Consider the following 24,604-nt stretch of genomic DNA (forward strand, 5'->3'; position numbering starts at 1 on the left):
TCGGCTCAGCGGAAGGCCTGCTCGCCGGTGAGCGCCTTGCCGATGACCAGGGAGTGGACCTCGCTCGTGCCCTCGTAGGTGAGCACCGACTCCAGGTTGTTGGCGTGGCGCAGCACCGGGTACTCCAGGGTGACGCCGTTGGCGCCCAGGATCGTGCGGCACTCGCGGGCGATGGCGATGGCCTCGCGGACGTTGTTCAGCTTGCCGACGCTGACCTGCTCGGGGGTGAGCGCGCCCGCGTCCTTGAGCCGTCCCAGGTGGAGGGCGAGCAGCATGCCCTTGCCGAGTTCGACGGACATGTCGGCGAGCTTCTGCTGCGTCAGCTGGTACGAGGCGAGGGAGCGGTCGAAGACGGTCCGGTCGCGGGCGTACGAGATCGCCGTCTCCAGGCAGTCGCGGGCGGCGCCGAGCGCGCCGAACACGATGCCGAAGCGGGCCTCGTTGAGGCAGCCGAGCGGGCCGGAGAGACCGCGGGCCTCCGGCAGCATCGCGTCGGCCGGGAGGCGTACGTCCTCCAGGACCAGTTCGCTGGTGACGCTCGCCCGCAGGGACAGCTTCCGCTTGATCTCCGGGGCGCTGAAGCCGGGCGTGCCGGCCGGGACGAGGAATCCGCGCACGCCGTCCTCGGTACGGGCCCAGACGACGGCCACGTCGGCCACGGAGCCGTTGGTGATCCACATCTTGGTGCCGTTGAGGATCCAGTCGGAGCCGTCGCGCTTGGCGTTGGTCCGCATGGCGCCCGGATCGGAGCCGGCGTCGGGCTCGGTGAGCCCGAAGCAGCCGATGTACTCGCCGGCCGCCATCTTCGGGAGCCAGCGCTGCTTCTGCTCCTCGGAGCCGTACTTCCAGATCGCGTACATGGCGAGGGAGCCCTGGACGGAGACGAGGGAGCGCAGGCCCGAGTCGACGGCCTCCAGTTCCAGACAGGCGAGGCCGTACGCGACGGAGTCGGTGCCCGCGCAGCCGTAGCCCTCCAGGTGCATGCCGAGCACGCCGAGGGAGCCGAGGGTGCGGGCGAGTTCACGGGCGGGGATCTCGCCCTTCTCGAACCAGTCGGCGACGTGCGGGCGCAGCTCGCGGTCGGCGACGGCGCGGACGGTACGGCGGATCTCACGCTCCTCGTCGGTCAGCAGTCCGTCGACGGCGAGCAGGTCGAAGGGGTGGACGGGAGCGGAGCTGGACTGCGGCGACTTCACGGACGGCCTCCTGGCGGCTGTGGCGACTCGGCGTGCCGAAGCGTAGCGCCAGATCGGATATTGGATCCAGTATTGAAAATCCGATATCCGGGCCGTACGGTCCGACCGACTGGATCCGATCGATTGGATCCGATCCACTGGATCCCGTCGACTGGATCCGATCGCCGGCGAGGGAGAGCGGAATGCGCGCAGATCAGCCTGGCACACCGACGTCCGAGGGCGGCGCCCTCTCCGGGATCGTCGTCGCCGACTTCGGCCGGGTGCTCGCCGGGCCGTACATGACGATGCTCCTCGCCGACCTGGGCGCCGACGTCATCAAGATCGAGCGTCCGGGTTCCGGCGACGACACGCGCGCGTGGGGGCCGCCGTTCGCCGGCGGGGAGGCCACGTACTTCCTCGGGGTGAACCGGAACAAGCGCTCCGTCGCCCTCGACCTCACGGACCCCGAGGACCTGGCGGCGGCACGCGCGATCGTGGACCGGGCGGACGTCCTGGTGGAGAACTTCCGCCCCGGCACCATGGAGAAGCTCGGCCTCGGGTACGAGGACGTCCGGGCGGCCAACCCCGGGCTCGTGTACTGCTCCGTGACCGGTTTCGGTACCGCAGAGGGTGCCCGGCTGCCCGGCTACGACCTGCTCGTCCAGGCCATGGGCGGTCTGATGAGCGTGACGGGCGAACCGGGCGGCCAGGGGACGAAGGCCGGGGTCGCGCTGGTCGACGTCATCACCGGGCTCCACGCGGGCCTCGGCGTCCTCGCCGCCCTCCGGCACCGGGAGCGTACCGGCGAGGGCCAGCGGGTCGAGGTCTCCCTCCTCTCCTCGCTCCTCTCCGCCCTCACCAACCAGGCGGCCGCCCACCTCGGGGCCGGGGTCGTACCGCGCGCGATGGGCAACCGGCACCCGAGCATCGCCCCGTACGAGGTGTTCGAGGCCCAGGACCGCCCACTCGTCCTGGCCGTGGGCAACGACCGGCAGTTCGGGGCCCTCTGCGAGCGGCTCGGCCTGCCGGGGCTCGCCAGGGATCCCCGCTTCGCCACCAACACGGCCCGGGTCGCCCACCGGGAGGAGCTGGTCGCGGCACTCGCCGGGCCGCTCGGCGCCCGTACGGCCGACAGCTGGTTCGAGGAGCTCACCGCGGCCGGCGTGCCCTGCGGGCCGATCAACGACCTGGCCGCCGCGTTCGACCTCGCCGACCGGCTGGGGCTCGCACCCCGGGTCCCGGAGTCCGCGGCCGGCCCCGGCCAGGTCGCCCACCCGATCCGGCTCGACGCGACGCCGCCCACGTACCGCGCCGCTCCCCCGCGCCTCGGCGAACACACGGACGGCCTGCTGACAGCCCTGGGACGGTCTGTCCACAGGGGCTCAGCGGCGAACGGCCGCACGTAGGAAGATGGTCGGCACCGGCGCAGGAATGCGCGGGTGGGCAACGAGGGAACGGAAGGTCACAGGCGATGAGCAGCGCGGTGCAGAAGAGGCGGCCGCAGACCGCCCAGCAGTTCGTCCTGGAGGAACTGCGGCGCGCCATCACCAGCGGGGAGCTCAGGCCCGGCGGGCAGATCCGGCAGGACGCCCTCGCGGCCCGGTTCGAGGTGAGCCGGGTGCCGCTGCGCGAGGCGTTGAAGGCCCTGGAGGCCGAGGGCCTGGTCGTCCATCACATACACCGGGGCTACTTCGTCGCGGAGCTGTCGCTCGACGACCTCGAGGAGATCTACCGGATCCGTGAGCTCCTGGAGACGGAGGCCGTGCGCATGGCCGTCCGGTGGATGCCGGACGGCACGGTGGGCACCCTCGAACGCATCCAGCGCGAGGTGGAACGGGCCGCCGACGAGGGTGACGTGCCGGGGATGGCCGCGGCGAACCGGCTCTTCCACTTCACCCTGATCGAGGCGTCGGGCATGCCGCGCCTGGTCCGCCTCATCGCGACCCTGTGGGACTCCACCGACGCGTACCGCTCGCTCTACTACACCGAGGGCTCTCACCGGAAGCAGGCCGTGCGCGAGCACCGCGCCGTCATCTCCGCCCTCCGCCACGGCGACGAGGAGGCCGCCGTCCGATGGCTCGACGAACACCGGGCCCACGCGGTGGCGGCGCTGCGCGAGGTCCTGGGCCGGGACCTGGACCTGGCCTGAGGCGGTTACACCGGCCGCGGCTCTCGCCTACCCTGGCGCCGGACGCGAGGAGGAACCATGGGGCGGATGCCGTCGGCCGAACGACGCAGGCAGCTGGTCGAGGCGGCGATCAGGGCGATGACCAGGGACGGAGTCGCCCGGACCACGACCCGGTCGATCTGCGCCGAGGCCGGGGTGTCGCTGAGCGTCTTCCACTACTGCTTCGAGTCCAAGCAGGCGCTCCTGGAGGCCGCGATCGAGACGATCACCGGCAACTACGTGGCGCGGGTGATGTCGGCGGTCGAACCCGGCGCCACGCTGCGGGAGACCGTACGCGGGGCGCTCCAGACGTACTGGGACCACGTCACGGACCGTCCCGGTGAGCACATGCTCACCTACGACCTCACCCAGTACGCCCTGCGGGAGCCGGGGTTCGAGCACCTGGCGCGTGCCCAGTACGAGCAGTACGTGGTGTCGGCGGGCGCCTTGATCGAGCAGGTGCGCGCGGTGCGGGGCCTCGAGCCGCGGGTGCCGGTGGAGGTGCTCGCGCGGTATCTGGCGGCGGCGATCGACGGACTGACGCTCCAGTTCCTGATCCTGGGAGACCAGCAAGCGGCCGCCCGGCAACTCGACATGATGGCTGATCAGCTGGTGGGCATGATCGAGGGGTGACGAGCTACTGATCGGTCACATCGCCAACAGGTCATCTGTCCCGGACTCTTGACTCGGTCCACCGACACCGCGATCCTCGGGGCGCCCGGTACACCCCCACCGACCGGAGGCATCGCTGACCATGACTCGACCCCACTCGCGCGGGACCGGCGGCCGATCCGCCCTCCTGGCGCTGTTCCTCGCCCTGGCCGCCGTCCTCTTCGGCTCCGGCCCCGTCCCCGCGGCGGACGCCGCCGGTTCGTGGTGGGAGCCCACGTCCCGGCCCGCCGCCGACTCGCGGATCGACGTCACGGGCGCGCCGTTCACGGGAACGGACGCGCAGGGGAAGGTGCGCGGCTTCGTCGACGCGCACAACCACCTGATGTCCGACGAGGGCTTCGGGGGCAGGCTGATCTGCGGCAAGACGTTCGCCGCGGGCGGCGCCGCCGAGGCGCTCAAGGACTGTCCCGAGCACTACCCCGACGGTTCGGGCGCGCTGTTCGAGAACATCACCGGCGGCTCCGACGGCCATCACGACCCGGTCGGCTGGCCGACGTTCAAGGACTGGCCCGCCCACGACTCCCTGACCCACCAGCAGAACTACTACGCGTGGGTGGAGCGCGCCTGGCGCGGCGGGCAGCGCGTGCTCGTCAACGACCTGGTGACGAACGGCCTGATCTGCTCGATCCTGCCCCGGGACCGCAGCTGCGACGAGATGACGTCGATCCGCCTCCAGGCCCGTAAGACGTACGAGCTCCAGGACTACGTCGACGGGCTGTACGGCGGCCCCGGCAAGGGCTGGTTCCGTATCGTCACCTCGGCCGCGCAGGCGCGCTCGGTGGTCGAGCAGGGCAAGCTCGCGGTCGTCCTGGGGGTGGAGACCTCGGAGCCGTTCGGCTGCAAGATGATCCTCGACGTCGCCCAGTGCGACAAGGAGGACATCGACCGCGGCCTCGACGAGCTGTACGGGCTCGGGGTGCGCAGCATGTTCCTCTGCCACAAGTTCGACAACGCGCTCTGCGGTGTCCGCTTCGACTCGGGGACCATCGGGACGGCGGTCAACATCGGCCAGTTCCTGTCGACGGGCACCTTCTGGGCCACGGAGAAGTGCACGGGCCCGCAGCACGACAACCCGATCGGTCTGGCGGCCGCCCCGGTGATGGCCTCCAAGCTGCCGCCGGGCGTGAGCGTCCCCTCGTACGCCTCCGACGCCAGGTGCAACACCCGCGGTCTGAGCCGGCTCGGCGAGTACGCGCTGCGGGGCATGATGGACCGGGGCATGATGCTGGAGCTCGACCACATGAGCGTCAAGGCGGCCGGTAGGGCGCTCGACATCCTGGAGTCCGAGGAGTACCCGGGCGTCCTCTCCACCCACAGCTGGATGGACCTGGACTGGACCGAACGGCTCTACCGCCTGGGCGGTTTCGTCGCCCAGTACATGCACGGCGCGGAGGGCTTCATCGGCGAGGCCGGGCAGAAGGCGGACCTCCGCGAGAAGTACGGGGTCGGTCTCGGCTACGGCACGGACATGAACGGGGTCGGCGGCTGGCCGGGCCCGGTCGGGACGGGCGCGCCGAACGCGGTGAAGTACCCCTTCCGCAGCTTCGACGGCGGGTCGGTGATCGACCGTCAGGTGACGGGCGAGCGCACCTGGGACCTCAACACCGACGGCGCCGCGCACAACGGCCTGGTGCCGGACTGGATCGAGCAGATCCGGCTCACGGCCGGCGGGCCGGGGGTGGTGGACGAGCTGGCCGGCGGCGCCGAGTCGTACCTGACCACCTGGAAGTCGACCGAGGACCACCAGCCTGGCGTCAACCTCGCCGCGGGGGCGGCCGCTTCGGCCAGCTCGTCGGAGTGGAACCCGTTCACGAGCTACGCCCCAGGGCGTGCCGTCGACGGCGATGTGGGCACGCGCTGGGCGAGCGACTGGTCGGACGACCAGTGGATGGGCGTGGACCTCGGGGCCGTACGCCGGGTCGGCCGGGTCACGCTCGACTGGGAGCGGGCGTACGCGCGCCAGTACCGGATCGACGTGTCCGAGAACGGCGCGGACTGGCGGACGGTGTGGTCCACGGACGCCGGGGACGGCGGGTACGACACGGCGGTGTTCCCGTCGACGTCCGCCCGCTACGTACGGATCCATGGCGAGCGGCGGGCGACCACGTGGGGGTACTCGCTCCACGAGGTCGCGGTCCACAGGGCCTGAGAGCCGCCCGGGAACGGGGCCGGCCCTGCAGCCGGCCCCGTTCCCGACGGTCAACTCCCGTTCACGCCCGTCCAGTCGGCGGGGATACGGGCGAGCCGTACGCGCTGGGGGTGGTCGCCGACGTCCACGGAGGCCACCCGCTGCCCGGTGGCGAAGTCGATCGCGGTCACCCGGTCGGCGCCGCTCTCGGAGACGACGCAGGACCGTCCGTCGCCGCTCACGGTCGCCCAGTACGGCTTGGAGGCCTCGACGAGCGGGCCCTCCTGGAGGGTGGCGCGGTCGACGACCGTGGCGTAGTCGTCCATCGTGCCCGCGACGCAGAGCTTGGTGCCGTCGGGGCTCATCGAAAGGCCGTGATGGCGCGAGTCGTTGACCCAGGTGGTGCGGTCGGGATCGGTCGCCGGGTTGCCGGGGAGGGCCTTGGCGCGGGTGATCCGGTCCGTGGCGATGTCGTACTCCAGGAAGCCGTTGAAGAAGGAGACCTGGAAGTAGAGCTTCTTCTCGTCCGGCGTGAAGACGAGCGGGCGGACGGCGTCGGAGAGGTCGCCGCGCCCGAAGGCGTCGAGGCGTCCGCGCATGTCGATGACGCGGACGGTCTCGAAGGTGCGGGAGTCGACGACGGTGATGCGGCGGTCGCCCTTGGTCCAGTCGAGCCAGGGCGCGTCGAGCGCGGTGGTGACCTCGCCGATGGACATGTTCCACAGGAGTCCGTCGGAGGTGAAGACGTTCTCGTGCGGCTTGTCGCCCGTTTTGAAGGAGCCGAGTTCGCGGCCGGTGGTGATGTCGAGGACGTGGACCGTGTTCGCCGTGGACGCGGAGACGGCGACGCGGGTGCCGTCGGGCGAGACGGCCATGTGGTCGGCGCGGTAACCGGCTACGGGGAAGCGCCAGTTGATCCGTCCGGTGCGCAGGTCGAGGGAGACGACGTCGGCGAAGCTGGGTCGGGAGACGACCATCGCGGAGCCGTCGGGGGTCGCGTACATGTCGTCGACGAACTGGTCGTGGCCCTCCCCCGGGCCGTTGCGGACGCCGAGGAAGAAGGCGAGCTTGACGGGGTTGAGATAGATCTCGCGGAGGCGCTGCTCCTTGTCGGGGATCACGTTCAGGCGGCCGATGCGGCGGAAGTCGCCCTGGGAGGCGATGACATCGGCCGTGCCGTCCCAGTTGTTGCCGACGAACATCGCCTCGCGGAGCCCGGCGGGCGACGCCGTCCCCTCGGGGGCGGCCGAACCGGTGCCACCGACGGTGGCGACGAGCGCGAGGGCGACCGCGACGGCCGCGGTGAAGCGGCGGGGCCCGGGGCGGTGAGGGCGGGGGCGGGGAGAGGGCATGCGGGGGTCCTTCTTCCGGCTCACAGGATTGCGCCTGGGGTGGCTTACCCGAAGTAACCATGCACATGACAATCCTCGCAAGCCCTTCCGCCGCCTGTTTTCACCACATGTCCGACTCGGAAGGCCTCCGGTAGGAGATCATGGGATCCGGAACCCAGAAGGGACGGGAACGGACGATGAGGCACCGCAGTGTCGCCGACCTGATGACGCCGACCGCGGTGGCGGTGCAGCCCGGGACGCCGTTCAAGGAGATCGCGCGGCTCCTCGACGAATACGGCATCACCGCGGTCCCCGTGGTCGACGAGGAGAACCGGCCGGTGGGCGTGGTCTCCGAGGCGGACCTCCTGCGGCGGCACACGGCGAAGGACGGGCCGAGCACGGCGGAGGCCATGATGTCGAGTCCCGTCGTGACGGCCCGGCCCTCGTGGACGGCGGTCGAGGCGGCTCGCCTGATGGAGCGGCACCGGGTGAAGCGGCTGCCGGTGGTGGACGCGGAGGGACGGCTCATCGGGGTACTGAGCCGGAGCGATCTGCTCCAGCTGTTCCTGCGGAGGGACCGCTCGATCCAGGAGGAGATCCGCGAGGACGTGGTCGTCCGCATCCTGCGCCTCTCCCCCTCCGCCGTACACATCGACGTCGAGGAGGGCCGGGTGACGCTCAGCGGCACCCTGGACCGCCCGGGGCTCGGCCCGATCCTCGTCCGGCTGTGCGAGACGGTGGACGGGGTGGTGGAGGTCGCGGACCGGCTCGCGTACGAGGAGGCGGAGGGCGCGGAGGACGCCGCGGAGGACACGGAGAACGCGGCGCGAGCCGAGGGCGCGGCCGAGGGCTCGGCGGGAGGCGAAGGCGCGGCGGGAGACGGAGGCGCGGGCCAGCGCCCGACGGGTGTCTGACGGCGGCCCGCCGGGCCTTCGCCGCGGGAGGCGGTCCCGTCAGGAGACCGCCTCCGGCCAGCCGTATCCGGGGCCGGTGTGCTGGGGTACGGTCCCCGCGCCCACCGCCTCCATCTCCCGGTTGGCCTCGCGCATGAGCTTGCCGGCCAGGTCCTTCATCGCCCGGCTCGCGGCGAGCTCGTCGCCGATCGCCGGCACGTCCACGTCAGCCGGGTTGCACCGGGCGGAGCCGTGGCCCGTGAGGGTCGAGTGCCCGGTGCTCAGCCGGGCCTCGGCGTTGGTCCTGCCGCCCTCCTCGACCAGTTCCACGCCGACCGTCCATTCCAGGTTGCGGGTCATGGCCTGCCTCCTCGTACACCGGGCCGTGCGGACGTCGAAGCGCGGCCCCTTCCTCTCCCTCCAGGATCCATCCAGGGGGGCCGGGGCGCACGGGGACGGCGCGGGTGCCACCACCCCCGCTGCCGGAGTCAGCCGCGCAGGTGCGAGGCTCCGTTGAGGTCGAGGATCGTGCCGGACGACCATTCGGCGGCGGGAGAGGCCAGCCAGAGGACCGCGGCCGCGATCTCGGCGGGCTCGACGACCCGGCCGAAGGGGCTCTGGGCGAGGATCGCGGCCCCCTCGGGCCCTTCCAGGCGGGGCGCGACGCGTTCCGTGGCGAAGAAGCCGGGCGCGACCGAGGCGACGGCGATCCCGTACGGGGCGAGGGAGACGGCGAGCGACTGGCCGAGGGCGTGGACGGCGGCCTTGGTCGCCCCGTAGGCCGGGTGGTCGGGTTCGCCGCGGAAGGCGCCCCGGGAACCGATGTTGACGATCCGGCCGCCCGAGCCCTGGTCGATCATCCGGCGAGCGGCGAGATGGCTGAGGTTCGCGGTGGCGAGCAGGTTCACGGACACGTGCCGCTGCCAGACCGCCACCCACTCCTCGTACGGCGTCTCGGCGAGGGGGTGGCGGACGTTGACCGCCGCGTTGTTGACCAGGACGTCGATCCCGCCGAGCGCCTCGGCCGCCGTGTCGACCACGGCCACGGCTCCCGCCGGGTCCGCGAGGTCGCCTCCGACCAGGGTGTGCCCCGTGCCGTCGAGCGAGTCCAGGGTCGCGCGGGCCTCGTCGGCGCGCGAGCCGAAGTGGACGGCGACCCGGTCGCCGTTGGCCGCGAACGCCTGGGCCACGGCCCGCCCGAGACCGCGGGAGGCACCGCTGACGAGGACGCGGCGGCCTGATGCGGGCAGGTTCATGAGGGTGCCTTCCGGTCGGGTACGTACCCCCGGGCATTCTGCCCGCCGCCGGACACGCCCCAAGAGGCACCCGGGTGAGGGCGGTTCGCGGGGCGCCCGGATGATGGCTGTCATGATCCATACATCTCGCGCCGCCGGCACCTCCCGGCGCAGTCTCCTCACCGCCCTGACCGCCACCGCGGCCGCTGTTCCGCTCGCGTCGCTCACCGCCTCTCCGGCGCGCGCCGCGCAGGCGGGTGCTCCGGCCGCCGCGCCCGCCGCGGCTCCGCTCGCCGCCCCCGTGACCGGGCTCGGCGCGCCCAGATCCGCCGTGACCATCGCCTCTCTCGGTGCCGACTGGTTCGGTTCCGTGGCGCTCGGCGCGCTCGGTGTCGGCGTGCTGGCCGGCACCCCGGCCCGTACCGAGGTCACCTCCGGCGGCAAGCGCGTCGCGCTCCTCACGCACGGCGCCCGCACGGTGGTCCTGCCCGGTCCCGAGCGCACCTTCACCGAGGACAAGCGGCTCTTCGTCGACGACTTCCAGCGCACCCTGCCGGACCTGGCGGTCCCCGAGGCCGACCGGGTGTACTGGGGCACCGCGCCCGAAGGCGGTGGCTGGACCACGCTCGGCGGCTCGGCCTCCGACTTCTCGGTGACCCCCGGCGCCGGCGTCATCAATCTGACGACGGACTTCGCGAGCCGCCACGCCAGCATCCGCGACGGCGAGATCACCGACGTCGACGTGCGCTCGGTGGCCAGGTTCGACAAGGTGCCCACGGGCCAGGCGTGCTCGTACGCCCTGTCCTTCGGCTACCAGGACTCGCACAACAACTACCGGGCCCGGCTGTCCTTCACCACCACGGGGGCCGTCGAACTCCGCGTCGAGAAGGAGGTCGCCGACGCCGTCACACAGCTGGCACCGGCCGTCACCCTGGCCACCGGAGTGGCCGCCGGCACCAACTGGACCATACGGGTCCGCCGCGTGGGCACCAGGATCCAGGTCAAGGCCTGGCGCACGGCCTCCGCCGAGCCCGACGCCTGGGCCACCGAGGCCGACGACGCCACCTTCGCCAAGGGCCGGGTGGGCCTGCGCGCCCTCGCCAACGACGGCTGCACCAACCTGCCGGTCAAGCTGACCGTCAGCCGTTTCGAGGTCACCGACGCCACCTGGGACGCGCCGCCGACCGTCACCCACGGCGACTGGGTGCGGGTCCTCGACCAGCCCTTCGACGGCACCTGGACCCCGGCGGTGGAGACCCAGATCCGCGCCTGGGCCGGTTCGACCGCGCCCGACGTACTCGCCTACGCGGCCATGTTCCTGCCGGGCGCGCCGAAGGTGACCGCGGGCGCGGGCACCGCCGCGGGCAAGCAGGTCCTGGGGGAGGCCGGCTACGGCTACCTCGACCCGCAGGGCAACCGCTACGAGGGCGCCGACTTCCACGAGTACATGAACCTCGGCTGGACCTTCCCCGACGGCACGTACACCGGCCCCTCCAGCAAGCAGGTCGGCAACCTGGACTGCTCCGGCTACACGCGGATGGTGTTCGGCTACCACCACAAGGTCCCGCTGGCGGCCGGCGCCGACACCTCCGGGACCCGGCTGCCGCGCAAGTCCCGCGACATGGTGGACCACGCGCCGGGGGTCCGTATCGACCAGACGGCCGGTGGCACCCCGCCGGCCGCGGCTCTGCTGCAGCCGGGCGACCTCGTCCTCTTCAACGCCGACTCGGGTGACGACGGCGCGACCGTCACGGTCGACCACGTCGGCATCTACCTCGGCAAGGACGCGAACGGCAAGCGCCGCTTCCTCTCCAGCCGCAAGACCGGCAACGGCCCGACCATGTCGGACCTGGCGGGCTCCTCCACCCTGGACGGTACGGGCACGTACGCCACCAAGCTCCACACCGTGCACCGGATCTGACGCACGGGCCCGCCGTCACCCGCCGGGCCCACCCGCTCCCCCGGCTCGGGCACGGGACGCTGCGGCACTCGCACTCGTCCGTGTCCGCGCCGGGGGAATCGTGTTCTCGCAGGCCAGAGGCGCGGGGTTATTCCCTGGAACCCATCGGAGTTCCCATGGGAGCCATTGGATTCCGCATTGGAAAGCTCTCCGGAACGGGACTACGTTCGAGGACATCGCCACCCCGGCGGTCTCGGACCGAGGCGCCGGGTACGCGATCACCGCCCCTCGGGCCGGACCCTGGCCCGTACCTCCCGGGAGAACCCACATGCCCAAGATCCTTTTCGTGATGACCGGCGCCGACCACTGGACCCTGGCCGACGGTACGGAGCACCCGACCGGCTTCTGGGCCGAGGAGGCCGCCGCCCCGTACGAAGCGTTCACCGGCGCCGGGTACGAGGTCGTCGTCGCCACCCCCGGCGGTGTCGTCCCCACCGTCGACAAGAGCAGCCTCGCCCCCGAGTTCAACGGCGGGCAGGACGGCGCCGACAAGGTCGCCGCCACCCTCGACGCGATCACCGGGCTCCAGCACCCGCTCCGCCTCGAGGACGTGGACCTGGCCGACTACGCCGCCGTGTTCTACCCGGGCGGCCACGGGCCCATGGAGGACCTCGCCGTCGACGCGGTCTCCGGCAGGCTGCTGGTCGACGCCCTGAACTCCGGCAGGCCGCTGGCCGTCGTCTGCCACGGTCCGGCCGCACTCCTCGCCGCGACGGACGCCGACGGCGCGAACGCCTTCGCCGGGTACCGGGTCGCCGCCTTCACCAACGCAGAGGAGACCCAGTCCGGTTTCGCCGACAAGGCGAAGTGGCTCTTGGAGAGCCGCCTCGGGGAAGCCGGCGTGGACGTCCAGGTGGGCGAGCCGTGGGTGCCGAACGTGGTCGTCGACCGCAACCTCATCACCGGCCAGAACCCCTCCTCCTCCGCCCCGCTCGCCGCCCAGGTCCTCAAGACCCTGGCCGGCTGACGCTGTCGGTCACGGTGACGACCCCGGTCGGGCGCCCCGACCGGGGTCGCCAACCGTGACGCTCCCCAGCCATAGGGGGCGCGTAGGCTTTCCGTGTGAGGCATACGGATCCTGATGGGGCGACGGGCGGAGTACGGCCCGCCGCGGCGCCCGTGGCGGACCTGAATCTGCTGCGTACCTTCCTCGCGGTCTACCGCTCCGGTTCGTTCACCGCCGCCGCCGGGCTCCTCGGCCTGTCGCAGCCCACGGTGACCACCCAGATCCGCGCCCTGGAGCGGCAGACCGGCCGGGAGCTGTTCGAGCGGCTGCCGCGCGGTGTCGCCCCCACCGCGGTCGCCCATGACCTCGCGGCCCGTGTCGCCGCCCCTCTCGACGCGCTCGCCGCCGCGGGCGGCCACGAGTCCGCGCCCCACGAGCGGGCCGTCCCGGTGCACCTGGCGGGTCCCGCGGAACTGCTCTGCACCCGCGTCCTCCCGGCCCTGGCCCCGCTGACGGCCGAAGGGGTACGGCTCCGCGTCACGCCGGGCCTGACCGAACCGCTCCTCGACGAACTCCGCGCGGGTCGCCACGACCTGGTGATCGCCACGTTCCGGCCGCGCGGGCGCGCCCTGACGGCCGTACCGCTGATGGACGAGGAGTTCGCGCTGGTCGCCGCACCCGCCTGGGCCGACCGCGTCAAGGGCCGGCCGGCCGAGGATGTTCCGGCGGCGCTGCACGGGATCCCCCTGATCACGTACGCGGAGGACCTGCCGATCGCCCGCCGCTACTGGCGGCACGTCTTCGGCGCCCGGCTGTCGCGGCCCGCCGCCGTGACCGTCCCCGACCTGCGCGGTGTCCTGGCCGCGGTCACCGCCGGAGCCGGTTTCACCGTCCTGCCGCGCTATCTCTGCGAGGCCGAACTGGCCTCCGGAGCCCTCGTACTCCTCCACCGCCCGGACGACCCGCCCATCAACACCGCCTATCTCGCGCAGCGCCCCGGCCGCCCCGCCGACCCGGACGTCACCCGCGTCCGCGACCTGCTGATCGAGGCCGGCCGGGCCTGGTGACCCGCCCGCCTCGGCTCACCCCGTGCGTACGGGACGGGGCTCGACGGCGTCCGCGGCGGCGCGGCGCCAGGCGGATTCGCGGAGCAGCCGCAGGCCGTTGAGGCCCACGAGGACGGTGGAGCCCTCGTGGCCGAGGACGCCGAGGGGCAGCGGCAGGGTGCCCAGGAGGTCCCAGAGCACCAGGACGGTGATGAAGGATCCCGCGATGACGAGGTTCTGCACGACCAGGCCGCGGGCGCGGCGGGAGAGTGCGACGACCGTGGGGACGGTGGCGAGTTCGTCCCTGACGATCACCGCGTCGGCGGTCTCCAGGGCGAGGTCGGAGCCTGCGCGGCCCATGGCGATGCCGGTGTGGGCGGCGGCCAGGGCGGGCGCGTCGTTGACGCCGTCGCCGATCACCATGACCTTGCGTCCGGCCTTCTCCTGGTCCTGGACGGCGGCGACCTTGTCCTGCGGCAGGAGTCCGGCCCGGACGTCGGTGATGCCGACCGCCGCCGCCAGGCGGGCGGCGGCGCGCGGGTTGTCGCCGGTGAGGAGCGTCGGCGCGGTGCCGGTCAGGCCGGTCAGGGCCGCGACGGTGGCGGTGGCGTCGGGGCGGAGGCGGTCCTCGATGCCGAGGAGGCCGACCGGTGCTCCGTCCACCGTGACGAGTACGGCGGTGTGTCCGCCCGCTTCGAGTTCGGCCGCCGCGTCGGCGGCGCGGGCGGAGAGCGGATCGCCGGCAGGGTCGTCGGCGCCGGGCAGGAGCCGGGCGGGGGCGCCGACCTGGACCGTGCGGCCGCCGACGGTGGCGGTGACTCCGATGCCGGGGGTGGAGCCGAAGTCCTCGGCCGGCGCGAGCCGATGGCCGCGGGCCTGGGCGGCGAGGACGACCGCGCGGGCCAGCGGGTGCTCACTGGGGTGTTCGGCGGCCGCCGCGAGGGCGAGGAGCCCGTCCTCGTCCAGGCTGTTCGTCGCCGGGTCCGGTACGGGCAGCAGGCGGACGGCGGTGACCCGCGGGGTGCCCTCGGTCAGGGTGCCGGTCTTGTCGAGGGCCACCGCGTCGACCTGTCCGAGGCGCTCCATCACCACGGCGGACTTCACGAGGACGCCGTGCCGGCCGGCGTTCGCGAGCGCCGAGAGCAGCGGGGGCATGGTGGCCAGGACCACGGCGCACGGCGAGGCGACGATCATGAAGGTCATCGCGCGCAGCAGGGCGGCGGTCAGTTCGGCGCCGAACGCCAGGGGGATCAGGAAGACGGCCAGGGTGGCCGCGACCATGCCGAGCGAGTAGCGCTGCTCGATCTTCTCGATGAACAGCTGCGTGGGCGCCTTGGTCGCGGAGGCTTCCTCGACCATCCGCACGATCCGGGCGATCACCGAGTCGGAGGCGTCCCGGCCGACGGCGACCCGCAGCACGCCCGTGCCGTTGAGGGTGCCCGCGAAGACCTCGTCCCCGGCCTCCTTGGGCACCGGCAGGGGCTCGCCGGTGATGGTGGCCTGGTCGACCTCGCTCGCCCCCGCCAGGACGCGGCCGTCGGCCCCGATCCGCTCACCGGGGCGGATCACGATGACGTCCCCGACCACGAGGCCGCCGGTCGGCACGCTCTGCTCGGAGCCGTCGTCCAGGGTCCGGGTAGCGGTGGCCGGGGCGAGGTCGAGCAGGCCGCGTACGGAGTCCTCGGTACGGGCGGTCGCCACCGCCTCCAGGGCGCCCGAGGTCGCGAAGATGACGATCAGCAGCGCGCCGTCGAGGACCTGTCCGATGGAGGCGGCGCCCAGGGCGGCGACCACCATCAGGAGGTCCACGTCCAGGGTCCTGTCCTTCAGCGCCTTCAGGCCCTCCCACGCCGGTTCCCAGCCGCCGGTGAGATAGGTGGCGGCGAAGAGCGGGCCCCACGTCCAGGCCGGGGCCCCGAGGAGGTCCAGGGGGAGGGCGGCCAGGAACAGCAGCAGGGCGGCCAGGGCCCAGCGGGCCTCCGGCAGCGCCAGGACGCGGGTGCGCCGCCGGGCGTCCGCCGGGCCGGCGGACGGGGGTGCGGGCTTGGTCAGGGTGGAGGCCATGACAGAGGAGTCCCTTCACGGGAGGAGTCGTACGCCCACACCGTACAGGAACACATGAACATCTATTCATGTCTTCGTTTCCGTAGGATGCAGCCATGGGCCACGGAGTGAACGCACCGGACAGCAGCACGACACCGCGCACCCGTCTGACCCCGGAGAACGCGCAGCAGGTCGCCACCACGCTCCAGGCGCTCTCCACGCCGTCGAGGCTCCTGATCCTGGCCCGCCTCCGCGAGGGGCCCTGCGCGGCAACGGAACTGGCGGGGGCCGTCGGCATGGAGCAGTCGGCCTGCTCCCACCAGCTGCGCCTGCTCCGCAACCTCGGTCTCGTCACCGGCACCCGCGAGGGCCGCTCCGTCGTCTACGCGCTCCACGACGACCACGTCGCCGGTCTCCTCGACCAGGCCCTCTACCACGTGGAACACCTGCGCCTCGGCGTGACCGACACGCCGACCGGGCCGTGAGGCGAGACGTACGGGCCGACGGCCAACGGCCTACTGGATACGAAATACGGGATACGGGATACGGGATACGGGCGTCGCGGCAGGCGCGGCCGGATCCGTCGGCGTCGGTCAGCGGAGGGTCGGCGCGTATGCGTGGAGCGCCGCCAGGGTCTCCATCCGCTTCGTCACCGCACGTGCGGTGCCCACGGCGGCGCTCACGGTGATCAGCAGGGTCGTGGCACTGAGGGCGAACCTCTCGGCCGGCCCGTCGAGCACGAGGAGCGTGACGACGGGGAGGAGGGCCACGGCCGTCATGCACAGCGCGGCGGCGAGTCCGATCCGCGACTGGACGTAGGCGATGTACTCGGCGGTCGGCCGACCCGGGCGGATACCGGGGACGAAGAGCCCCGACCCCTTCAGCCGGTCGGCGAGTCCGGCGGCGTCCGGCTCGATGCCCGCCCGCAGCCACGCGTGCGCGAAGACGACGAGCACGTACACGGGCAGCAGCCACGGCCCCACCGGAGCCGGCACGAGGAGCAGCAGCGACGCCGGAATCATCACGCCGAAGCCGCCCTGGCCGCCCCTGACGGGCACGTACGTCGGCGTGGGACCGGAAATGCGGCGGCCGATCATCCGCCGGGCCCGCTGAACCGGAATGCGCCGCTCCCCCTGCTGCACGGTGATGACCACCGCCACTATGACCACGAGGGCGACGGCGATGAGCAGGAGGACGACGGTACCCCGCGTGCCGCCGGTCTCCCGCGCGGCGCTCAGCACCTGGGCCGGGACGACCGCGGCGATCTGGGCGAGGAAGAGGACGGAGAATCCCTCGCCGATGCCCCGGGCCGTGATCAGCCCGGCCAGCAGGACGACGACCGCCGTGCCGGCCGTCACACAGGCCACGATCACGACCTGTGCGAGCAGGCCGTCCGCGCGCGCGTGGAGCAGGGGCGAGTCGCCGGAAGCGCAGACACCGGTGAGCGGAACGCATCCGCCGCCGCTCACCGCCGCGGCCACCGACGCGGCGAACACGGCGGCCAGGAGGACGGCAAGCCACCGGGTCCCGCGCGCGATCGCGGCGGCGCCCTCCTCGCCGGCGTCCGTCAGAGCCCGCACGCGGGGAACCAGCGTGCCCATGACTTCCATGACGAGACGGGCGGCGATGACGGGCGCGATCCCGAAGGCGAACACCGAGAGCTGCCCGAGCCCGCCGCCGGTGAGCAGCTCGACGAGGCCGTGGAGTGGTGGCCCTCCCCCGTCGTCGGTGGCGGCCTCGGCCGGTGCCCCGCCGCGTACGCCCGGCAGGGGCAGGTTCTGCCCCAGCCGGAAGACGACGACGGCGAGCACCGTCCACAGCAGTTGCCTCCGTAGCGCGGGTACGCGCAGCACTCGTGCGAGCATGACCGACTCCCCCGTCCGTCCCACCGTCGCCGGGGCCGGATGTTTCACCCCACCGAACGCTCTCTCTTGTTCGACACGCAGTCAACTCCCTTACTCTGAGCGGGCGTCGCCGCGCGCGCCACGGCGAAGAGGCAGAGTCCGCAGGCCGTGACGAGCAGCCATCCGGGGCGGGTCGCGGCGGCGAGACCGGTGGGGGCGACGCCCGCGACCAGGCCACCGGCGACGGCGATGCCGACCGCCGCGCCGACCTGGCGGGCGGTGGAGGTGATCGCGCCCGCCACTCCGGCGCGGGACGGCGGCAGACCGCTGACGGCGGTGTTGGTCAGAGGGGCGTTGGCGAAACCGAACCCGATGCCGATGAGCAGGAAGGCGAGGAGGATCAGCCATACGCTCGTGTCCTGGTCGAGGTTCGCCAGACACAGCCCGCCGGCCGCGGTGAACCCGCCCGCGAGCATCAGCGGCAGCCGCGCTCCGCGCCGGCCCACCAGGGCGCCGGACCAGGGCGCGCACAGGGTGGCCCCGAGCGCCAGGGGCAGGGTGACGGCGCCGGTCGCGAGCGGGGTCCAGCCGCGGGCGTGCTGGAGGTGGAGGGTGTTGAGCAGCAGGGCCACGTTCAGGGCGACGAACACCGCCGCCGCGCCGAGGACGGCCGTGACGAACGGTGGCCGGCGGAAGAGGCCGAGGTCCATCAGGGGTTCGTCGCGGCGCAGTTCGACCAGGACGAAGCCGGCGGTGGCCGCCGCGGTCAGGGCGTAACCGGTGAGGGCCGGGGGTGACGTCCAGCCGATGCGGGGCCCTTCGATGAGGATGCCGACGGAGAGTCCGAGGATCACGGTGAGGAGCGCGGTGCCCGGCAGGTCCAGGCGGCGGGCGCGCTCCCCTCGGGACTCCGGCACGAAGACGGCGACGAGGACGAGAGCGGCGAGGACCACCGGCACATTGATCCAGAACACGGAGCGCCAGCCGAACGCGGCGATGAGTGCCCCGCCGGTGACGGGGCCCGCCGCCATGCTGAGGCCGAAGACGGAGGCCCACACCCCGATCGCGCGGGCGCGTTCCCGGGGGTCGGGCATCGCGTTCACCACGATCGCCAGGGCCACCGGGCTCAACATGGAGGCCCCGATCCCCTGGACGGCCCGGGCGGCGACGAGCGCGCCGGGGGAAGGTGCGAGGGCGCACGCGAGGGAGGCGAGACCGAAGACGAGCAGTCCGCACCGGAAGACCCGGCGGCGCCCGAAGCGGTCCGCGAGGGCGCCGGAGACGATGAGCAGGCCGGCCATGACCACGGTGTAGGCGTCGACGACCCACTCGAGGCCGCGGGTTCCCACGTCGAGGCCGCGCCCGATCTCGGGCAGTCCCACGTTGACGATGGTGGTGTCGACACCGACCAGGAACATGCTGAGCGCGCAGACCGCGAGCACCGTCCAGCGCCGGCGTGGGCTCAGCGGGGCGGGTGGAGCGGACAGGGACGTGGTGAGCACGGGAGTTCCCCCTTCGACTTCGACGCGAGCGGACGCCGTCAGGTTCGGGCGGGGGAAGGGCCCGGGACCAGGAACTTTGCGAAGACCGCAAAATGGCCGCATGGACGCCGAACTCGCGGAACTCCTCGACAGCATCGGGCCACGGCTGCGCGCCCTGCGGCGCGACCGCGACCTCACCCTCGAAGCCCTCGCGGAGGACACCGGAATCTCCGTCAGCACGCTGTCGCGCCTGGAGTCGGGCCGGCGCCGGCCGACCCTGGACCTCCTCATCCCGCTCGCCAGGGCTCACCGCGTGGCGCTCGACCAGTTGGTGGCGGCCCCGGCCACCGGCGATCCGCGGGTCCATCTGACGCCGCGCAGCCGGGAGCGGGGAAGCGTGCTCGTCCCGCTGACGCAGTACCCGGGCCGCGTCCAGGTCTTCAAGCAGGTCCTCGCGCACCGCGAACCGCGGCTGGTGACCCACGCCGGTTACGAGTGGCTCTACGTGCTGGCCGGTGAGCTCCGGCTGATCCTCGGGGAACGTGAGGTCGTCCTCCGGCCGGGCGAGGTGGCCGAGTTCGACACCGGTGAACCGCACTGGTTCGGTCCCGCCGGCCGCGAAGCGGTCGAGATCCTGCATCTGTTCGGTCCCCACGGGGACCAGGCCGTGATCCGCACGGGTCCGGCGGCGGGCGGCTGAGGGGGGCGCGGTCGGCAGGTCGACGGCCCGGAGGAGCAGCGGCCGGATGGCCGTCGTTCCTCCGGGCTCGTGCGTTCTTGCGGATCGGTCTCGTCCGGCAGAGGGGTCAGAGAAGGCCCTCGTCCGTCCGGCCGCGGCGCTCGCGGAGTTCGTCGGTCGCTTCGGCGTCGTCGACCGCCTCGGTCTCGATGTCGATGCGCTCCTTGCGGACCTGGCCGGCGACCGTCTCCTCTTCCGTGATCTCGTCCGTGCGCAGGCTGACCCGCTCGACGGGGACGGCCCGGGTCTCGACGACCGGGCGCTCCTCGTGGAGGGTGACCTCGTGTTCGGCCTCGGAGATCTCGGGTCCGGTCAGGGCCTGGTCGCGGTTCGCCTCGGTGATGGGCTCGCGCTCCACGCGGACTTCCTCGTGCCTGACGGGGATGGTCTGCTGGACGTTCTCGGTGACGACGTACTTGCGCAGCCTGATGCGGCCGGTCTCGACCTGTTCGGTGCCGACGTGCATCTGCTCCTCGGAGCGGGTCATCGCGTCGTCGCCCGTGCGTGCCGTGCCGCTGTCGGCGCGGGCGCGGGCCGCGTCGCCGTCTCCGCTCCTGGCGGTGCCGGTGTCCGCCGTGCCGTACGCCCAGCCGCCGTCACCGGGCTGGTTCGCCCGCTGCCAGGCCTCGTCCCAGGCGATGCCGTAGTGCTCGTACAGGCGCCGTTCCTCGTGGGTGGACAGATGACCGCCGCCGTCCACGTCGACGTGGGGGGCGTCCTTGATCCGTTCCTTGGGGTACGGGACCTCCAGGTGGTCGTCGACCATGGACGCGTCCTTGATCGGTACGAACGACTCGCTGGTGCCGAACAGCCCGGTCTTGACGGTGACCCATTCGGGGCGACCGGTGGCGTCGTCCACGTAGACGTGCTTGGCGTCGCCGATCTTCTTGCCCTGGGTGTCGTAGACCGGGTGGTCCACCACCGCGGGGATCTGTTCCTGGGCGATCATGATGGCCCTCCTGATTCTGTCGCGGTCACCGCGCGACTTTCCGCCCCCAGGAGATGAAAACACCCATATCCGAGCATATTTGGTTGATTCATAACCGGTTGAGCACTCAACACCCGTCCTGGGCGCCGGGGTGAAGTGTGCGCGCGTCAACGGGCACCCGGCCGGGCGTGGAGCGAGGCCGGATCATAGGCTGCGGGTATGCCCAGAACTTCACCCCACATCGCCTTCGACGCCCTCCTCTCCGGCAACAAGCGCTTCGTAGCGGGCACGGTCGAGCACCCGAACCAGGACGCCGCCCGCCGCACCGAGCTGGCCCCCGGTCAGGACCCGTTCGCCGTCGTCCTCGGCTGCTCCGACTCGCGCCTCGCCGCGGAGATCATCTTCGACCAGGGACTCGGGGACCTGTTCGTCGTACGGACCGCCGGCCATGTGCTCGGCCCCGAGGTGCTGGGAAGCGTCGAGTACGCCACCAGCGTGCTCGGCGCCCGTCTGGTCGTCGTCCTCGGCCACGACTCGTGCGGGGCCGTCGCCGCCGCCCGCGCGGCGGTGGAGGAAGGTTTCTCCGCCGGCGGCTTCGTCCGTGACGTGGTCGAACGCGTCACCCCGAGCATCCTCGCCGCCCGGGCGGCCGGTCTGACCAGCGACAGCGACATCATCGACGAGCACATCCGGCACACCGTGGACCTGCTCATCGACCGCTCCCGTCTCCTTTCGCAGCAGGTCGAGGCCGGTGAGGTCGCCGTGGTCGGTCTCGGCTACCAGCTCGCCGAGGGCAGCGCACGCCTGGTGACCTCCCGCGGCGACATCACCGAAAGCGACGACGCCGTCCTCGACGCGCCGTCGCCCCGGTGACACCACCCGCCACCCGCATCTGACCCGGCGTCGCTCTTCTCCGGGAACTCCGGAGGGCGCGGCGCCGGTCGGATCCCGTCGTCGGTCAGCAGGGGAACACCGGCTGATCAAGACCAGCAGGTGAGTTCTACCGGGAATCGAGTGGCACCGTCTTCGTGGCAGCCGTTCGCGTGGCGGTGGCAGCCAGGTAGGTGATGCGGAGGGCGCCGGTGGTGTGTTCGCGGTCGGCGAGCACCTCGACTCCGTAGACCGACTCGATCAGTTCCGGGGTCAGCACGGCCTCCGGGGCGCCCGCGGCTGCGACCTGTCCGTGGTCGAGGACGACGACGTGGTCGCAGTACCGGGCCGCGAGGTTGAGGTCGTGCAGGGCGACGACGCAGGTGACGTCCAGTGATGTCAGCAGGTCGAGGAGTTCGAGCTGGTGGCGGATGTCGAGGTGGTTGGTGGGTTCGTCGAGCAGGATCTCCTGGGGCTCCTGGGCGAGGGCGCGCGCGAGTTGGGCGCGCTGTTTCTCCCCTCCGGACAGGGTGTGCCAGCTGCGGTGCTGCTTGTCGGTGAGGTCGGTCCGTTCCAGTGCCGCGTCGACGATCCGCCGGTCGTGCGCGGTCAGAGCGTCGAAGCGGCCACGGAAGGGTGTCCGGCCGAGTTCTACGACCTGGCGGACGGTGACGTGGTGGGGGGCGGACACGTCCTGTTCGACGACGGCGAGCCGTCGGGCCAGCACTCGGCGGCTGAGGTCGTCCAGGCTGGTGTCGTCGTAGCGGACGGCTCCGGTGTGGGGCCGCCGCAGTCCGGCGAGCAGGCGCAGCAGGGTCGACTTGCCTGAACCGTTGGGGCCGAGGAGGCCGATGGTCTTCCCGTCGTGAGCCGCCATCTCGATGTTGTCCAGCAACTGGTGGCCTTTGACCGACCAGGAGAGTTGGGTGGTGGTGATACGGCCCATCAGGACTCCAGACGCTTCAGGAGCAGCGCGAAGGCAGGGGCGCCGAGAAGCGCGGTGATGACGCCGGCGGGAAGCTCGTGGGGCGAGAACGCCGTCCGCGCGAACGCGTCCACCCAGATGAGGAAGATGGCGCCGGTGATCGCGGACAGGGGAAGCAGAGTGCGGTGCGTCGGGCCGGCCAGGATGCGGACCGCGTGCGGGATGAGCAGCCCGATGAAGCCGATCGCGCCGGAGGCCGCCACGGCGGCTGCCGTGATGACCGAGGTCAGCACCATCAGCCAGACGCGGGCCGCGGTGACGTTGATCCCCAAGGCGGCGGCGGAGTCCCACCCGAACGTGAAGGCGTCGAGGGCCGGCGCGAAGAACTGCACGGCGAGCACCCCGATCAGGACGATCACGACGGTGACGGTCACCCCCTCCCACCGGGCACCACCGAGGGTGCCGAGCAGCCAGTAGGTGAAGCCGCGGGTGGAGTTGGCGTCCCCGCTGACCATGAGGATGACCGAGGTGACCGCGGCGAAGAACTGGGACACGAGCACGCCGGTGAGGACCACGCGGGAGGGGCTGGCGACGCGTCCCCCGCCGAGCAGGGCCAGCAGCAGGCCGAAGGAGACCAGGCCGCCGACGAAAGCGCCGGTCGAGAGGGAGATGCTGCCGCCGATGCCCAGCAGGAGCACGGCGACCGCACCGGTGGAGGCGCCGGAGGAGACTCCCAGCAGGTAGGGGTCGGCCAGGGGGTTCCTGGTGACGGCTTGCAGGACCGCGCCGGAGACCGCCAGGGCCATACCGACGGCGGCGGCCAGCAGGACACGCGGGAAGCGCGACTCCCAGATCAGGGCGTCCAGCAGCCCGGGCAGCGGCGGGGTGGGGGCGAGGCTGCCCAGGCCGGCATGGCGGAGGATGGTGGAGACGACATCCAGGGGCCGGATGTCCGCGCTCCCGAACAGCGACGCGGCGACGACCGACGCCAGCAGCCCGGCCCCGGCCAGGAAGAAGAGCGCCACCGTCGAGGCGCGCCGCCGGCGCACCGGAACGTTTTCACGGCTGGTGATCGTGGTTCCGGTGGGCGCGACGGTCTTGCGTGAGGTCTTCGTCATCGTGGTGGGCGGTTCACCCGAGCCGGTGCAGGCCGTCGACCAGCGCGGGCACCACGGAGGCACTGCCGTAGCTGGGATCCATGTGCGAGCCGGGGATGGATATGAACCGGTCGCCCTTCACCGCGGCGAGCTTGCTGGTGAGGGGGTCCTTCTTGAGCAGGTCGATCTTCTCCTTCGCGGTGTCGTTGGGCTCGCCCCTGGTCAGATCGGCCAGGATGATGACGTCCGGGTTCCGGGCGGCGACCTCGTCCCAGCTCACCTCGGCCCACTTGGTCTTCGCGTCGGCGAAGACGTTCTCGACACCGACGAGTTCGGAGATGTGCTGCGGCATACCACCGGGGCCCGCTGCCCACGGAGTGCCCTCATAGGTGGAGTAGAACCACATCACCTTCAGCGGCCTGTCCCGCTTCTTGACGTCGCCCAAGGCCTTCTGCACGACGGCCTTCTGCTCGGTCGCCAGTTTCTCGCCGGCGGCGGGCACACCCATGATCTTGCCCAGTCGGCGGTACTCCTCGTACAGCATCTCGAAGTCCGCGCCCGCCACGCTCTCGTGGAACGAGCAGTCGAACTCGGTCAGGTAGGTCGGCACGCCCAGGTCGTGCAGCTGCTTGCGGTCGCCGGACTGCTCCGCGGTGAACATGCTCGCGAAGGAGCCGTAGACGAAGTCCGGCTGCGCTTCCAGCAGTTTCTCGTGCTTGATCTCCTGCCCGGGCGCCGAGAGCTGCGGAATCTTCTCGTACTGCTCGGCGACGGCGGCCGGCGTCTTCTCGATCTCGTAGCCGGATCCGGCGATCCGGTCACCCACGCCGAGGTGGATGAGGATCTCGGCGGCGGTCTGGTTCAGGGTGACGGCCTTCTTCGGAGCGGCCTTGTAGGTCACGTCGGTGCCGCAGTTCTTGAGCGTGAACGGATAGGAGGTCGCCGCGCCCGTCCCCGTCGCCGTTGCCCGCTCGCCGGTATCGGCGGCCGGATCTGCAGTGCATCCCGCAACCGCGAGCAGCGCCAGGGCCGTTATTACGGTAATCGTTTTCGTTTTCATCAGCGGTAAAGTACCAGTTCGTAGGGGGGGGCAGGAGGGCCCGGCTCCGCCAGGGGTTCAGATC

The 24,604-nt window shown here is 72.2% G+C and carries 22 protein-coding genes; 11 read left to right on the forward strand and 11 right to left on the reverse strand.

Going from position 1 to position 24,604, the window contains the following annotated elements:
* Window positions 1-5: 5 nt before the first annotated feature.
* On the reverse strand, window positions 6-1,196 hold the full coding sequence (locus tag ABT034_RS13340) for an acyl-CoA dehydrogenase family protein (RefSeq protein WP_351214455.1): 1,191 nt from the start codon (window positions 1,194-1,196) through the stop codon (window positions 6-8).
* 182 nt (window positions 1,197-1,378) lie between these two features.
* Between ABT034_RS13340 and ABT034_RS13345 the strand changes: the two genes are divergently transcribed.
* From ABT034_RS13345 to ABT034_RS13360, 4 genes are all read left to right on the forward strand, one after another.
* Entirely contained in the window at window positions 1,379-2,581 is a 1,203-nt protein-coding gene (locus tag ABT034_RS13345; protein WP_351214456.1) for a CaiB/BaiF CoA transferase family protein, read from the forward strand.
* Window positions 2,582-2,646: 65 nt separating this feature from the next.
* A complete protein-coding gene (locus tag ABT034_RS13350) occupies window positions 2,647-3,324 on the forward strand; it encodes a GntR family transcriptional regulator (protein WP_351214458.1) in 678 nt (225 codons plus the stop codon).
* Window positions 3,325-3,381: 57 nt separating this feature from the next.
* Entirely contained in the window at window positions 3,382-3,975 is a 594-nt protein-coding gene (locus tag ABT034_RS13355) for a TetR/AcrR family transcriptional regulator (RefSeq protein WP_351214460.1), read from the forward strand.
* A 121-nt stretch (window positions 3,976-4,096) separates the two neighbouring features.
* Complete coding sequence (locus ABT034_RS13360; RefSeq protein WP_351214462.1) at window positions 4,097-6,163, forward strand: discoidin domain-containing protein; 2,067 nt, start codon at window positions 4,097-4,099, stop codon at window positions 6,161-6,163.
* Window positions 6,164-6,213: 50 nt separating this feature from the next.
* Here the strand turns inward: ABT034_RS13360 and ABT034_RS13365 are convergent, their stop codons facing one another.
* Complete coding sequence (locus tag ABT034_RS13365; RefSeq protein WP_351214463.1) at window positions 6,214-7,494, reverse strand: YncE family protein; 1,281 nt, start codon at window positions 7,492-7,494, stop codon at window positions 6,214-6,216.
* 176 nt (window positions 7,495-7,670) lie between these two features.
* Here ABT034_RS13365 and ABT034_RS13370 point away from each other — a divergent pair, with 176 nt between their 5' ends.
* A complete protein-coding gene (locus ABT034_RS13370) occupies window positions 7,671-8,387 on the forward strand; it encodes a CBS domain-containing protein (RefSeq protein ID WP_351214465.1) in 717 nt (238 codons plus the stop codon).
* A 39-nt stretch (window positions 8,388-8,426) separates the two neighbouring features.
* Here the strand turns inward: ABT034_RS13370 and ABT034_RS13375 are convergent, their stop codons facing one another.
* Window positions 8,427-8,726, reverse strand: coding sequence for a DUF1876 domain-containing protein (locus tag ABT034_RS13375; protein WP_351214467.1), 300 nt, complete (start codon window positions 8,724-8,726; stop codon window positions 8,427-8,429).
* 128 nt (window positions 8,727-8,854) lie between these two features.
* Window positions 8,855-9,622 (reverse strand): SDR family NAD(P)-dependent oxidoreductase, encoded by a 768-nt coding sequence (locus ABT034_RS13380; RefSeq protein ID WP_351214469.1) that lies wholly within the window; start codon window positions 9,620-9,622, stop codon window positions 8,855-8,857.
* A 112-nt stretch (window positions 9,623-9,734) separates the two neighbouring features.
* Between ABT034_RS13380 and ABT034_RS13385 the strand changes: the two genes are divergently transcribed.
* The 3 genes from ABT034_RS13385 to ABT034_RS13395 all read left to right on the forward strand — a co-directional run bounded on the left by ABT034_RS13385 (window position 9,735) and on the right by ABT034_RS13395 (window position 13,574).
* Window positions 9,735-11,522: an NlpC/P60 family protein gene (locus ABT034_RS13385; RefSeq protein WP_351214471.1), complete on the forward strand. Its 1,788-nt coding sequence runs from the start codon at window positions 9,735-9,737 to the stop codon at window positions 11,520-11,522.
* 307 nt (window positions 11,523-11,829) lie between these two features.
* Window positions 11,830-12,528 (forward strand): type 1 glutamine amidotransferase domain-containing protein, encoded by a 699-nt coding sequence (locus ABT034_RS13390; protein ID WP_351214472.1) that lies wholly within the window; start codon window positions 11,830-11,832, stop codon window positions 12,526-12,528.
* 95 nt (window positions 12,529-12,623) lie between these two features.
* Window positions 12,624-13,574, forward strand: a complete 951-nt coding sequence (locus ABT034_RS13395; RefSeq protein ID WP_502972904.1) for a LysR family transcriptional regulator — start codon at window positions 12,624-12,626, stop codon at window positions 13,572-13,574.
* A 15-nt stretch (window positions 13,575-13,589) separates the two neighbouring features.
* Here ABT034_RS13395 and ABT034_RS13400 read toward each other — a convergent pair whose 3' ends face one another.
* Entirely contained in the window at window positions 13,590-15,617 is a 2,028-nt protein-coding gene (locus ABT034_RS13400) for a heavy metal translocating P-type ATPase (protein ID WP_351214476.1), read from the reverse strand.
* A 95-nt stretch (window positions 15,618-15,712) separates the two neighbouring features.
* Between ABT034_RS13400 and ABT034_RS13405 the strand changes: the two genes are divergently transcribed.
* Window positions 15,713-16,081: an ArsR/SmtB family transcription factor gene (locus ABT034_RS13405; RefSeq protein WP_351214478.1), complete on the forward strand. Its 369-nt coding sequence runs from the start codon at window positions 15,713-15,715 to the stop codon at window positions 16,079-16,081.
* Between the two features lie 108 nt (window positions 16,082-16,189).
* On the opposite strand, the gene ABT034_RS13410 is transcribed toward ABT034_RS13405, so the two are convergent.
* Both ABT034_RS13410 and ABT034_RS13415 read right to left on the reverse strand, forming a co-directional pair.
* The gene (locus tag ABT034_RS13410) at window positions 16,190-17,461 is read right to left on the reverse strand and encodes a hypothetical protein (RefSeq protein WP_351214480.1); all 1,272 of its coding nucleotides are present in this window, start codon (window positions 17,459-17,461) and stop codon (window positions 16,190-16,192) included.
* Window positions 17,462-17,505: 44 nt separating this feature from the next.
* Window positions 17,506-18,942, reverse strand: a complete 1,437-nt coding sequence (locus tag ABT034_RS13415; RefSeq protein ID WP_351214482.1) for an MFS transporter — start codon at window positions 18,940-18,942, stop codon at window positions 17,506-17,508.
* A gap of 100 nt (window positions 18,943-19,042) precedes the next feature.
* Between ABT034_RS13415 and ABT034_RS13420 the strand changes: the two genes are divergently transcribed.
* Window positions 19,043-19,621 carry a helix-turn-helix domain-containing protein gene (locus tag ABT034_RS13420; RefSeq protein WP_351214484.1) on the forward strand — a complete coding sequence of 193 codons (579 nt, stop codon included), beginning with the start codon at window positions 19,043-19,045 and terminating at the stop codon, window positions 19,619-19,621.
* Window positions 19,622-19,727: 106 nt separating this feature from the next.
* Here ABT034_RS13420 and ABT034_RS13425 read toward each other — a convergent pair whose 3' ends face one another.
* On the reverse strand, window positions 19,728-20,609 hold the full coding sequence (locus tag ABT034_RS13425) for a DUF2382 domain-containing protein (RefSeq protein ID WP_351214485.1): 882 nt from the start codon (window positions 20,607-20,609) through the stop codon (window positions 19,728-19,730).
* Between the two features lie 198 nt (window positions 20,610-20,807).
* Here ABT034_RS13425 and ABT034_RS13430 point away from each other — a divergent pair, with 198 nt between their 5' ends.
* Window positions 20,808-21,461 (forward strand): carbonic anhydrase, encoded by a 654-nt coding sequence (locus ABT034_RS13430; protein WP_351214487.1) that lies wholly within the window; start codon window positions 20,808-20,810, stop codon window positions 21,459-21,461.
* A gap of 127 nt (window positions 21,462-21,588) precedes the next feature.
* Here the strand turns inward: ABT034_RS13430 and ABT034_RS13435 are convergent, their stop codons facing one another.
* From ABT034_RS13435 to ABT034_RS13445, 3 genes are all read right to left on the reverse strand, one after another.
* Complete coding sequence (locus ABT034_RS13435) at window positions 21,589-22,404, reverse strand: ABC transporter ATP-binding protein (RefSeq protein ID WP_351214489.1); 816 nt, start codon at window positions 22,402-22,404, stop codon at window positions 21,589-21,591.
* Window positions 22,404-23,432 (reverse strand): FecCD family ABC transporter permease, encoded by a 1,029-nt coding sequence (locus tag ABT034_RS13440; protein WP_502972911.1) that lies wholly within the window; start codon window positions 23,430-23,432, stop codon window positions 22,404-22,406. The genes ABT034_RS13435 and ABT034_RS13440 overlap by 1 nt, the downstream gene beginning before the upstream one ends.
* A gap of 82 nt (window positions 23,433-23,514) precedes the next feature.
* Window positions 23,515-24,540: an ABC transporter substrate-binding protein gene (locus ABT034_RS13445; protein WP_351214493.1), complete on the reverse strand. Its 1,026-nt coding sequence runs from the start codon at window positions 24,538-24,540 to the stop codon at window positions 23,515-23,517.
* Window positions 24,541-24,604 lie beyond the last annotated feature (64 nt).

The sequence above is a fragment of the Streptomyces sp. NPDC002773 genome (assembly GCF_040295605.1).
Lineage (GTDB): Bacteria > Actinomycetota > Actinomycetes > Streptomycetales > Streptomycetaceae > Streptomyces.